8 protein-coding genes are annotated in these 13733 nt (G+C 35.3%); 6 read left to right on the top strand and 2 right to left on the bottom strand.

Annotation, left to right across the window (positions count from 1 at the left end):
- The first annotated feature begins 188 nt into the window (after nt 1-188).
- The 5 genes from VB264_RS04085 (at nt 189) to VB264_RS04065 (ending at nt 7507) form a co-directional block, all read left to right on the top strand.
- On the top strand, nt 189-1733 hold the full coding sequence (locus tag VB264_RS04085; protein ID WP_323247006.1) for an alpha-N-arabinofuranosidase: 1545 nt from the start codon (nt 189-191) through the stop codon (nt 1731-1733).
- A 48-nt stretch (nt 1734-1781) separates the two neighbouring features.
- On the top strand, nt 1782-3275 hold the full coding sequence (araA, locus tag VB264_RS04080) for an L-arabinose isomerase (RefSeq protein ID WP_323247004.1): 1494 nt from the start codon (nt 1782-1784) through the stop codon (nt 3273-3275).
- 158 nt (nt 3276-3433) lie between these two features.
- Complete coding sequence (gene fsa / locus VB264_RS04075; RefSeq protein ID WP_323247002.1) at nt 3434-4093, top strand: fructose-6-phosphate aldolase; 660 nt, start codon at nt 3434-3436, stop codon at nt 4091-4093.
- A 346-nt stretch (nt 4094-4439) separates the two neighbouring features.
- Nucleotides 4440-5591 carry an aldose epimerase family protein gene (locus VB264_RS04070; RefSeq protein ID WP_309916230.1) on the top strand — a complete coding sequence of 384 codons (1152 nt, stop codon included), beginning with the start codon at nt 4440-4442 and terminating at the stop codon, nt 5589-5591.
- Between the two features lie 407 nt (nt 5592-5998).
- Nucleotides 5999-7507 carry a TIR domain-containing protein gene (locus tag VB264_RS04065; RefSeq protein ID WP_323247001.1) on the top strand — a complete coding sequence of 503 codons (1509 nt, stop codon included), beginning with the start codon at nt 5999-6001 and terminating at the stop codon, nt 7505-7507.
- Nucleotides 7508-7861: 354 nt separating this feature from the next.
- Here the strand turns inward: VB264_RS04065 and katG are convergent, their stop codons facing one another.
- Nucleotides 7862-10096 carry a catalase/peroxidase HPI gene (gene katG, locus VB264_RS04060; RefSeq protein ID WP_323247000.1) on the bottom strand — a complete coding sequence of 745 codons (2235 nt, stop codon included), beginning with the start codon at nt 10094-10096 and terminating at the stop codon, nt 7862-7864.
- A 620-nt stretch (nt 10097-10716) separates the two neighbouring features.
- Between katG and VB264_RS04055 the strand changes: the two genes are divergently transcribed.
- Nucleotides 10717-12612: a peptidase U32 family protein gene (locus tag VB264_RS04055; RefSeq protein ID WP_323246998.1), complete on the top strand. Its 1896-nt coding sequence runs from the start codon at nt 10717-10719 to the stop codon at nt 12610-12612.
- Between the two features lie 484 nt (nt 12613-13096).
- Here the strand turns inward: VB264_RS04055 and VB264_RS04050 are convergent, their stop codons facing one another.
- Complete coding sequence (locus VB264_RS04050) at nt 13097-13687, bottom strand: RNA polymerase sigma factor (protein ID WP_323246996.1); 591 nt, start codon at nt 13685-13687, stop codon at nt 13097-13099.
- Nucleotides 13688-13733 lie beyond the last annotated feature (46 nt).

Genomic DNA, 13733 nt, shown 5'->3' with positions numbered 1-13733 from the left:
AATGATTCACTAAAAATACGTCGTTGACGAATTTTTAAACTTGTACTTTTTTTAGAATCTGATTTCGATTTGCTCATAAATAAGTTGAAATTTATGTCAACCTATTTTAGGCAAGCACAACTCCTCACTCATAACTCAAAACTCTTAACTTGAAAAATATTATTCCAATTAAATCCTCCAAAAAATCGATGAAAAAACAACTATTGGCAATGGCTTGTTTAGGGCTTTCTTTCCTAGGAAATGCTCAAAATACAGCGACATTGCAAGCTGATTCAGGAAAAGTAACGATTAACAAGCACATCTACGGGCATTTTGCAGAACATTTAGGTACGTGTATCTACGGTGGTTTTTATGTGGGTGAAAACAACACAAAAATCCCGAATAAAGATGGTGTAAGATTAGACATTATTGATGCGCTTAAAAAATTAAAAATTCCTAACCTACGTTGGCCAGGTGGTTGTTTTGCTGATACTTATCACTGGAAAGATGGTATTGGGACTAAAGCTCAACGCCCAGCGATGGTTAATACTTGGTGGGGTGGTGTTACTGAAGATAATTCTTTTGGTACACACGATTTCTTGAATATGTGCGAGCTATTGGGTACTGAACCATATATTTCTGGTAATGTAGGTAGTGGAACTGTACAAGAATTGAAAGACTGGACCCAGTATATAAATTTGGGTGCAGGAACAAGTCCAATGTCAAAATTACGTGAGCAAAATGGTCGTGAAAAACCTTGGAATGTTTCAATCTGGGGAGTAGGTAACGAAGCTTGGGGTTGCGGTGGAAACATGACAGCCGAATATTATGCTAACATCTATCGTCAGTATGCTACTTTCATGGCAGGAGCAGATAAAAAAGGACTTTTCAGAGTAGCTTCTGGTGCAAGTGATGCAGATTATAAATGGACAGAAACGTTGATGAAGAACATTCCTCATCAAATGCTTGAAGGTGTAGCTATTCACCATTATTCAGTTTTAAGCTGGGGCGAAGGTAAAAAAACTTCTGCTACAGAATATACTGATAAAGAGTATTTCAAAACAATGCAACAAGCTTTGTTGATGGATGAATTGGTAACAAAACATTCAGCAGTAATGGACAAGTACGACCCTAAAAAGAAGGTTGCTTTAGTAGTTGACGAATGGGGCGGTTGGTACAATGTAGAAAATGGTACAAATCCGGGTTTCTTGTTTCAACAAAATACCATGAGAGATGCCATGATTGCGGGAGCTACGTTGAATATTTTCAATAACCATGCTGACCGTATCAGAATGGCGAATTTAGCACAGGTAGTAAATGTTTTGCAGGCAGTTATCCTTACCAAAGAGGAGAAAATGATCCTCACTCCTACTTACCATGTAATGGAAATGTACAATGTTCACCAAGATGCTACTTTGCTTCCAATCAAAGTAAAAACTAACGACTTTGTATTTGAAGGAGAAAAATTACCAGCGGTTTCCGTTTCAGCTTCAAAAGATGCTAAAGGTTTAACACACATCTCTTTAACAAATGTTGATCCTAAAAATCCTCAAGAAATCACGATTGATTTAAAAGGTGCAAAATACGTTTCTGTTTCAGGAAGAATTTTAGCTGCTGAAAAATTAAGAGACTTCAATTCATTTGAAAATCCTAATAAAATTCAACCAAAGGCATTTTCAGGAGCAACGATTTCGGGGAATCAATTAAAAGTAAAATTACCAGCGTTTTCAGTAGCTGTATTGGAATTAAAATAATTATATCACACATAACATTCTGGTGCTTACCAAATTATATTTATTAAAATGATTGACTTAAAACAAAACGAAGTTTGGTTCATTACAGGTAGCCAACATCTTTACGGTGAAGAAACACTTAAGCAAGTGGATGACCACTCTAAAATTATTGCTGAAGCGCTCAACAAGTCTTCAAAAATTCCAGTAACTGTTGTATTTAAGCCTGTTTTAAAAACGCCAGAGGAAATATACAATATGGCAATTCAAGCAAACTCTGATGCAAAATGTATCGGTTTGATTTGCTGGATGCACACTTTCTCGCCATCAAAAATGTGGATTAATGGCTTGAAAATTTTACGTAAACCACTTTGTCATTTACATACTCAGTTCAATGCTGAAATTCCGTATGCAGATATCGATATGGACTTTATGAACTTGAACCAATCTGCACATGGCGACCGTGAATTCGGTTTCATCGGAGCTAGAATGGGTATCGCTCGTAAAGTAGTGGTAGGTCACTGGCAAGACGAAGAGGTTCATGAAAGAATCAACGTTTGGAGTAGAGTAGCCTCTGGTTGGAACGATTTACAAGGTGCTAAATTCGCTCGTTTTGGCGACAATATGCGTTTTGTAGCCGTAACAGAAGGCGATAAAGTAGAAGCTGAAATCAAATTTGGATACTCTGTCAATACACACCCTGTAGGTGATTTAGTAGGTATCATCAATTCAGTGAGCGACGCTGCTATTAATGCCCTGATTGAAGAATATGAAGCACAATATACTTTGATGGATTCATTGAAAGTAAACGGTGGACAAAGAAGCAGTTTAGTTGAAATTGCTAGAATTGAAGCTGGTTTACGTTCATTCCTTACACAAGGAAACTTCAAAGGTTATACTAATACTTTTGAAGATTTGCACGGAATGGTTCAATTACCGGGTATTGCTTCTCAACGTTTGATGGCCGATGGATACGGTTACGGTGGCGAAGGCGACTGGAAAACGTCTGTATTGGTACGTACTTCTAAAGTAATGGCAGCAGGTTTAGTAGGTGGTACTTCGTTTATGGAAGACTATACCTACCACTTCTCGCCAAACAACAACCAAGTGTTGGGTTCACACATGTTGGAAATCTGTCCTACTATTGCTTCAGGCAAACCAACTTGCGAAATCCACCCATTAGGGATTGGTGGTAAAGCAGACCCAGTTCGTTTAGTGTTCAACTCTCCTGCTGGTCCTGCGTTAAATGCCTCAATGGTGGATATGGGCGGACGTTTCCGTTTAATTGTTAACGAAGTAGAGGCTATTGAGCCAGCCGCAGCATTACCAAAATTGCCAGTAGCGCGTGTATTATGGAAAACTAAACCTGATTTGAAAACCGCAGCACAAATGTGGATTTTGGCAGGTGGAGCACACCATACTGTTTATTCACAGGCACTTACACAAGAATTCTATGCAGATTTCGCTGAAATCGCAGGCATAGAATACGTATTGATTAATGATAAAACAGATTTGTACCAATTCAAAAATGAATTGCGTTGGAATTCAATGTTTTATAGAAGATAAATAAAATTGGGTTTTTGTATTGGTACCTCTCGTCTGAGAGGTACCAATCTTCTTGAGTTAATAAAAACTTAATGAAGCGTCTGACACAAAAACCATTTATTTACTAGTAATTTCAATAATCAATTGATAATCTTGCGAAAGCACTAAAACACAAGCAAATGAAATTTTTTATCGATACAGCAAACCTTGCTGAAATTCAAGAAGCATACGATTTAGGTATTTTAGATGGCGTAACTACAAATCCATCTTTAATGGCTAAAGAAAATATCAGCGGACATGAAAACGTAATCAATCATTACAAAGCAATTTGTGATATTGTTGATGGAGATATTTCTGCGGAGGTTATCGCTACTGATTATGATGGAATGATTGCTGAAGGTCTTGCCTTGGCAGCTCTTCACCCAAATATTGTGGTAAAAATTCCGATGATTAAAGATGGTATCAAAGCTATCAAATATTTTTCAAGCATCGGTATCAAAACCAACTGTACATTAATCTTCTCGGCTGGACAAGCATTATTAGCAGCCAAAGCTGGTGCTACTTATGTTTCTCCGTTTGTAGGTCGTTTAGATGATATTTCAATGGACGGTATCAAATTAATCGAGCAAATCAGATTGATTTTTGATAACTATGGTTTTGAAACTGAAATCTTAGCGGCATCTGTTCGCAATCCAATCCATATTTTGAAATGTGCCGAATTGGGTTCAGATGTAGTTACTTGTCCGTTAAGTGCTATTCTTGCCTTATTAAATCACCCATTAACAGATAGCGGTTTGGCTAAATTCTTAGCAGACCATAAGAAATCTGCTGATTTATAATATTGTTCCTATTGATTTCGGTCATTAGCAGTTCGACTTATCAAACTGTTGATGACCGATTTTGAATATAGAATGATACATATAGCATTTCATTTATTTAGCATACTTAATAGGTTTGCTGTGAATATGTCATTATTATATATTTAAACTTTAAAAAACATAAGTTTTATGATTGTTCTCTGCTTTACTTTTTGTCTTGATACAAAAAGTAACAAAAAAATCAAGAATTTATAAACTCGCTTCGCTCAAACAGTATAAATTCATTACTGGATTCCGAAAAATAAAAGTTTAAATAGCCTCATTTATTAAGAATTTAAACAAATAAACTCAAAAACAATATTTAACAATGAAAAAACAAGTAAAAACAGCTGCTGTTTTGTTCTTATTAGCTTGTGTTAGTATGACATCTTGCGATACCTCAAAAAAAGAAAACAACAATAATATGATTGAAAAAGTAAGCTTTGGGAAACTCCCAGACGGACAAGAAACAGAACTTTATACCTTGAAAAATGCTGCTGGTATGGAAGTGAAAATTTCAAATTTTGGAGGAACAGTTGTTTCATGGACAGCCCCTAACAAAAAAGGTGAATTTGAAGATGTGATTCTTGGCTGTGATTCAGTTGCTGGCTATGTAAAAGGTGTTCCATATTTCGGGGCTTTAATCGGGAGATATGGCAACAGAATTGCGAATGGTAAATTCACTCTCGAAGGCAAAGCTTATTCTTTAGCTCAAAATAATGGCGTAAATGCTTTACATGGTGGATTGAAAGGTTTTGATAAAGTACTTTGGACAGCGACACCAATTGAAGGTGAAGAACCAAGCTTAAAATTGACTTATACTGCCAAAGATGGCGAAGAAGGATATCCGGGCAATTTATCAGTAGAAGTAGTATATACGTTACAAAAAGATAATTCTTTAAAGATTGATTATAAGGCAACTACTGATAAAACAACCGTTATTAACCTAACAAACCATACTTATTTTAACTTGAATGGTAATTTAGATAGCGATATTTTAAGTCATGAAGTAACATTGAATGCAGACAAATTCCTTCCAGTAGATAAGACGTTGATTCCTACTGGTGAATTAAAACCAGTAGCAGGTAATGTATTCGATTTTTTGAAATCTAAGAAAATCAGTGCAGGTATCAACGATACGACAGATACTCAAATTAAATTTGGTGGTGGTTATGACCATTGCTGGGTGTTGACAGATTCTACTAAAACGTTGAAATCTGCGGCAACAGTTTATGAACCAACTAGTGGTAGAGTATTAGAGGTATTGACGACTGAACCTGCGATTCAATTCTATACAGGTAATTTCTTGGACGGAACTATCAAAGGGAAAAACGGTATTATTTATAAGCACCGTTCAGGATTGTGTCTTGAAACACAGCATTATCCAGATTCGCCAAACCAAGCTGCTTTCCCAAGCACAGTATTAAAACCAAACGAAACGTACCAAACTACAACAGTTTATAAGTTTTCGGTGAAATAGGTAACGGTTAATCGCTATCATTTTACCATAATATAAATCTCCAAAGCTGATGTTTAATTTTGGCTTTGGGGATTTTGGTTTTTGGGAGGATTAGAACAATCAAGTAAGTGCCAAAAATTTATCAGGTATAATTGTAAAAGATTATACTCCTATATCTTCAACTGAAAGAGTGAAGTAAAGAATCAGATACTAGAAAACATATTGTCTTTTACTAAAACACTACAAAGTAAGAAGTGTTATTTAGAATTGAAAATTTGATTTATGATAAGAATTGTTAATCTTTACAGAAAGTAGAGCCAAGGTAATTATAACATTATTTTTCATAATTAGCTCACTAATAATTGATTTCATAATGTGTTTAATTAGATGTTTTTCAATTCAAACTTCGACCACAAAAATAAAATAATATGAACAAAATAAACTTAGAAGACGTTTTTAAGAAATCAGGAATACCAACTTACACTTTTGTTAAACCGTTAGAATATAATAACATAATTGTTGCACTAAGAACGAAAGGTAGATGTATTGTAGTCGAAGGCCCTTCAGGAATTGGAAAAACTACTTGTATACAAAAAGCTATCGAAGAACTTTATCTTAATAATACAGTCTGTAAATTATCTGCACGAAAAAGTGAGGATAGAGAATTTATACAAATTCTTCCAGAAATGAAAAATATTGGCATTGTTGTAGTTGATGATTTTCATATTCTTCCAGACAATTTGAAATCTTCTATTGCAGATTATATGAAAGTATTAGCAGACGAAGAACGAGAAAATGATAAAATAATATTAATTGGAATAAATAAAGCTGGAGATTCATTGATTAGATTAGCGTCTGACTTAAATAATAGAATTGATACAATTAGATTTGAACAAAACCCAGATGAAAAGATTGAGAATTTGATAATTAAGGGAGAAAGTGCATTAAATATTGAATTTAATAATAAAAACGAAATTGTTGAATTATCGAAAGGTAGTTTCCATATAGCTCAATATTTATGCAGTGAAATATGTACTTTTTCGGGACAGCTTGAAAATTCAACAGTTAAAAAAAGTATTGAAATAAGTTTAGAAGTCATAAAACAAAAAGTATTAGATGAATTTTCAAGAACATTTTACAATAAGGCAAAATCATTTTCTACTGGAACAAGATTAAGACGCGAGGGTAGAGCACCCTATTTACATTTATTATTTTGGCTGTCAAAATCGGTAGATTGGACAATTCAGTTAGATGATATTATGCGAGTTTATCCTGAACATAAAATCAGTATTACTCAAATTGCAGATAAAGGGCATTTGGAAGCTTTAATTAATGATGACCAAACTATTCAAGACGTAATTCACTATGATGCTAATTCAAGAATATTGACAATTGAAGATCCCAAATTTATGTTTTATATAAGAAACTTATTATGGAGTAAATTTGCGAAGCAAATAGGTTATGTAGGACTTTCATTTAATAGTAAATATGACTTTGCACTATCATTCGCAGGTGAAAATAGAAATCTAGCTGAGAAAATAAATAATATACTTTTGGAAAATCATATTTCCGTTTTCTATGACAAAAATGAGCAAAGTAGAATACTTGCAGAAAATGTAGAGGATTATTTAGCTCCAATTTATTCAACAGAAGCTAGATTTATAATTCCCTTGTTAAGTACACATTTTCCAAGGAAAATATGGACTAAATTCGAATCTAACAATTTCAAACAACGATTTAGTGACAATTCTATAATACCAATTTGGTTTTCAGACTGTCCCGTTGGAATGTTCGATGAATCATTAAAGTATGGAGGATTAAGTTATGATACAAGTGATAACATAGATAATCAAGCATCCTTAATTACATCTGAATTAATAAAAAAAATATCAGAAGAGAGATTAAATGCACCCACAATAATCGATGAAGCTGTTTAAACTTTTCCTTTTGGGTTAAACTAAGTCTTTTAGAATAGCTTGTTCCAAAATTTACTCAACGTAGCGATGCTATGCTTCGCAAATTTTGGAAAAATCAATTCAAAAATACAATACTTTTACCTCAGAAATGGAAAGTTTAAACAGCTTCGATATTTAAAATGGCAAAAAGCAATATATGTAATCACTTAATAATCTAAATAATAGATTTTTCTATCTTATACAAGCATTAGCAAAAATCCATTTGTAGTAAAAATCATTCCAGTTTATAACTGATACAGACCAAGATAAAACAAAAATCCGTTCACTTAGATATTTTAACAATACCTAAATGAACGGATTCTTTATTCATTAACCTTAAACCAAATCAAAACGGTCAAGATTCATTACTTTGTTCCATGCAGTTACAAAATCATGAACAAATTTTTCTTGAGAGTCTGCAAATCCGTACACCTCTGCAATAGCTCTCAATTCTGAGTTTGAGCCAAAGATAAGGTCAACACGAGTACCCGACCATCTAAGTTCGCCTGTAAAACGATTACGTCCTTCAAACACATCTTGATATTCTGAAGTAGCTTTCCAAGTAGTGCCTAAATCTAGTAAATTAACGAAATAGTCGTTAGTAAGCGTTTCCTTACGTTTTGTAAATACTCCGTAATGAGAACCATCAAAATTAGCATTTAGCACTCGTAAACCACCCACCAGCACCGTCATTTCAGGGATAGTTAGCGTCATCAACTGCGCTTTATCTATCAACATTTCTTCTGACGAAGTAGTATAGTGTCCTTTTTTATAATTACGGAAACCGTCCGCAATTGGCTCAAGAACAGCAAATGATTCTACGTCTGTTTGTTCTTGCGAAGCATCTGTACGTCCAGCTTTGAAAGGAACTGTGATGTCGTAACCAGCATTTTTGGCAGCCTGTTCAACCCCAGCAGCTCCACCCAACACAATTAGGTCGGCTATAGAAACCTTCTTACCGTCTGATGCAGTATTATTGAACTCAACTTGAATACTTTCAAGAGTTGTTAGCACTTTTTGCAACTGAGCAGGATTATTAACAGCCCAATCTTTTTGTGGCGCTAAACGAACCCTTGCACCATTGGCACCACCACGTTTATCAGAACCACGGAAGGTAGATGCTGATGCCCAAGCAGTAGAAACTAATTCAGAAACAGATAGTCCCGATGCTAATATTTTACCTTTCAGCGCCACAACATCTTGTTCTTCTATTAGTTTGTATGTTACCGCTGGCACTGGATCTTGCCAGATAAGTTCTTCATTAGGTACTTCTGAACCAAGATAAAGCACTCTTGGTCCCATATCACGGTGCGTTAGTTTAAACCAAGCACGTGCAAAGGCATCTGCAAAAGCTTCTGGGTTTTCATGGAATCGTCTTGAAATGGGTTCATAGATAGGATCGACTCTCAAGGAAATATCTGTCGTAAACATTATTGGGACATGACGTGTATTTGGGTCATGTGCATCTGGTACCGAACCTAAACCACCATTATCCTTCGGCTTCCATTGATGTGCCCCCGCAGGACTTTTGGTAAGTTCCCATTCAAAACCAAATAGATTATCAAAATAATTATTGCTCCATTGTGTTGGGGTTTGGCTCCAAGCACCTTCCAATCCACTTGTAATGGTAGCACCAGCGTTACCAGTGCCGTAGGTATTTTTCCAGCCAAGTCCTTGTTCCTCTATGCCTGCCGCAGCCGGTTCTGGACCAACATATATACTTGGGTCGGCTGCCCCATGTGCTTTACCAAAGGTATGTCCACCAGCTATTAATGCCACGGTTTCTTCATCGTTCATCGCCATTCTACCAAATGTATCACGAATATCACGAGCTGCCGCTAATGGGTCTGGATTTCCGTTAGGACCTTCTGGGTTTACATAAATAAGCCCCATCTGAACAGCCGCTAATGGGTTCTCTAGTTCACGGTCGCCCGAATAACGTTTGTCGTCCAGCCATTTGCCTTCTGTGCCCCAATATATATCTTCTTCTGGTTCCCAAATATCCTCACGGCCACCTCCGAATCCAAAGGTTTTTAAACCCATCGATTCCAAAGCACAGTTACCTGTAAGTATCATTAAATCAGCCCATGATATTTTTCTACCATACTTTTGTTTGATTGGCCAAAGTAATAAGCGCGCCTTATCTAAGTTACCATTGTCTGGCCAACTGTTAAGTGGTGCAAAGCGTTGACTTCCCGAACCAGCACCCCCACGACCATCTGCGATACGATATGTACCCGCACTATGCCATGCCATACGAATAAAAAATGGGCCATAATGACCATAATCTGCTGGCCACCAATCTTGCGAAGTGGTCATTAAATCAAAGATTTCTTGTTTCAAAACATTCAAATCGAGCGATTTAAACTCTTCTGCATAATTGAAATCATTTCCCATCGGATTAGATAGTGATGAGTGTTGACGCAGGATATTTAATCTTAACTGATTTGGCCACCAGTCTTGGTTTCTGGTGCCACCGCCAGCACTGTGTTTAACTGGTGCAGTAGCTCCGTGATGGAATGGGCATTTAGCTTCTCCGTTAGACGCGTGATGTGATGAGTGTTGTTCCATTTTTATACGTTTTGATAATATTGTTTATTTATTGAACTAAAGTTGGTAATTTTTCGCTTTAATAGCTTTAAGTTAAAAATAAAATATTAAAGATTATATATTAATTTTTCAATATTTACATGTCAAAATTAGTTAAATGATTTTTATAAATCAAATTGATAATTTTTATAACAATATAAATTAAAACTATATTTATAATTCCAGAGAAACAAACTCTTCACTAGTAAATCAAATACACACCTATATATCAACAACTTACGTAAACTATAATTTATCGCCTTCTCACAATAATTTGATAGCTTTTTACTAAGTTTTTTATTAACTAGACGAAATTATTTGGATTGTTAAACTAGCATGAGCACCATGGTTACCAGCATTAGCTAACCAAGGAAGTGTTTTAGAAATGATGGATGAATCAGATGATACCAATAAAAAGGTTAGAGTAAATAGCGTGGTTAAATTACCTATCATGAATTAATAACGTTTAGGAGATGTTTATCTAAAGTGATATTGGTTGAAATTAAAAGGTAATTATTCACGATAAGCCTATTTTTTATCAAGTATGTCTTAACTTTGTGGTTTATTGCAATTAAAATTAAATCATTGTACGTTATCGTCGTATGAAAAAGAAAATAGAAATTCTCGCACCCGCCAAAAATTTGGTTCAAGGTATGGCCGCTATTAATGCTGGTGCAGATGCTGTATATATTGGGGCTCCACAGTTTGGGGCTCGTACTAATGCTACCAATTCGTTAGAAGATATCGCCGAGATGGTTAAATATGCCCATCTTTTTAAAGCTCAAGTGTTTGTCGTTATCAATACCATTTTATATGATAATGAATTAGACTTGTGCAAAAAGCTAATTTATCAATTATATGATATTGGTGTCGATGCCCTGATTGTGCAGGATATGGCGATTATGGAAATGGACTTACCTCCTATCGTAATCCATGCGAGTACACAAGCCAATAACAGAGATGCCAAACATGTTAAATTCTTGAAAGATGCAGGGATGAAACGGGCTGTGTTGGCAAGAGAGTTGAATTTAGATCAGGTTCGTGAAATCAGCGAGGCTACTGATATTGAACTGGAATTCTTTGTTTCTGGTGCCCTTTGTGTGTCATTCAGTGGCAATTGTTATATGAGTATTGCGGGTGGGGAACGTAGTGCTAACAGAGGTTCGTGTGCCCAAAACTGCCGTCTTCCTTATCAATTGATTGATGGTACTGGCAAAACCTTAATTGCCAATAGCCATTTATTATCGATTAAAGATTTAGACCTTAGCGACCAATTACCTAATTTAATTGACGCAGGTGTTACGTCATTTAAGATAGAAGGACGTTTGAAAGATATTGTTTATGTTAAAAACAATACCTCTTTTTTACGCAAGAAATTAGATGCATTTCTAGAACAAAATACTGATAAATATCAAAAAGCTTCGTCGGGTAGAACATTCTATAATTTCGAACCAGAAATGGATAGAAGTTTTAACAGAGGTTATACTGACTATTTTGTAAACAAACGCAAAGAGAAAATCGGTAACTGGGAAAGTCCAAAATCTCAAGGACAATTGATTGGTAAATTGCTTGAAATAAAGGCAAATGGCTATGTCATTGAAAATTATGAGAAACTAAACAATGGCGATGGACTGTATTTTATCAACGAACAAGGTGAAGCCGACGGCGCACAAATCAATATTATCGTTGGAAATGTAGTAGTCCCTAATACTTTTAAACCACTGCCAGTAGGAACAGTCATTTATAGAAATTCAGATGCTGAATTTAACAAAATGGTTGAAAAAGAAAACAGTGCTGTTCGCAAAATTGGTGTTTCATTACGCTTTACTGAAACGGCTGATGGCTTCCAATTGTTGGCAGTTGATGAAGATGGTCACCAGTGTAATTTAACCTTAGACACTACCAAAGAATTAGCAAAGAGTCAGGAGTCGGTGATTCCAAATATTAAAAAGAATCTTGCTAAAACAGGAAATACGCCTTTTACCGTTGACGAAATTGAAGTTGAGTTTTCAAACAATTGGTTTTTACCGATTTCAAAAGTTAATGAAGTTAGAAGAGAGGTATTAGAACAATTAGTTGATATTCGTGTAAAGGAATACCATAGAGAAGAATTTCAGATTACTAAAACAGATCACCCTTACCCAGTTCAGAAGCTTGACTTTATGTACAATGTTTCAAACCGTTTGGCGAGAGCATTTTATAAAAGACATGGTGTTACGGAAATTGAAAAAGCCTTTGAATTGCAATGGGACCCAGGCAAAGCACGTGTAATGACTACTAAGTATTGTGTAAAATACGAGTTAGGGAAATGTGCCAGATTTCAAAGAGATACCATGGGCGAAAAATTGGTAGAACCACTCACGTTAAAACATGGCGAAAATGAATACAAATTGAAATTTAATTGCAAGCCTTGCGAAATGGAGATTTGGGAAAAAGATGCTGAGCTAGAATTTGAAGACGAAGACGAACAATTAGGATATGTTAATTACAAACATTAATGTTTGACGAAAGTAACATGAGTCATCCCGAATTTTCTCTAAAAATAGTGAGTTTTAGATGATTTTTGAGTTTTTGTAATTTATTCTCGTCCTTACTTTTTGCCTTGATGCAAAAAGTAACCGCAACGGCGGCCGCAAAAAAATCAAGAATTCCTAATCGCATCGGCGAACCGACTCGCTCCGCTCAAACAGTAGGAATTCGGTATCCATCAATCAAAAAAGCGGTTGAAAAACTAATTTCGTCCGCTTTTTTTATGATTTTATAATTAGAGTATGTTTAAATTTCGAAAAGATTTATTACTTAAAGTTTTATCCTATCTAGGCGTCAGCATTTAGTGAAATTCCACTGTTTGAGCGATAGCGAGTTTGGAATTTCTTGACTTTCTTTTGTTACTTTTCTTGTGTCAAGACAAGAAAAGTAAGGTCTTACGAAAGGAAATACTGCTTTTTGGATATAAACAAAATATAATTTTTAAAAATATTCTTAACCCACCAAAGGATATTCCCAAGGGTAAGAATATTTTTCTCCAACATTAAAAATCTCTTGTAGTGAATCCAAAGCTCTATAGATTAACGCTCTTGCAGATTTCACTTTGGTCATTTCCATGATTTTTGCTATTTCTTCATAACTCACATCTTCATAGAAATACAACAAAATAGCTTCTCTTTGTTTTACGGGCAATTTATTAAAAGCTTCTTGTAAAAGTTGCCCCGATTGGTCAAGGCAAAGTTCTCTTAAAATATCCGAATCAGCGGCAAAATCAATCTGAAAGTCTCCTCCAAAATTATTCAAGCTCGAGAACCTATCTTCATGTTTTACTTTACGTACTAGTTTGTTGCGTAAACTTGCCAATAAATAAAATTTAATAGAAGTAGTGTCCCCTAAACGCTCACGACTTTGAATTAATTCACAAAATAATTCTTGAACAGCATCTCTGACCAAATCGCTATCACTCGTAAACTGACGACCATAATTATACAATACATTAACGTATTGGCTATAAATTGTCTCTAACGCAGAATCACTTCCATGTAGAAACTCATTCCAAAGCTGGCTGTCAGATACTTCTTTCATCTATTAATGTTCGTTGAGCTTTTGAAAATCTTGTGTCATAATGACA

Origin of the sequence: Arcicella aquatica, assembly GCF_034928825.1 — a bacterium.
Lineage (GTDB): Bacteria > Bacteroidota > Bacteroidia > Cytophagales > Spirosomataceae > Arcicella > Arcicella aquatica.
Note: the sequence above shows the minus strand (reverse complement) of the source record. Positions and strands in the feature narration are given on the sequence as shown.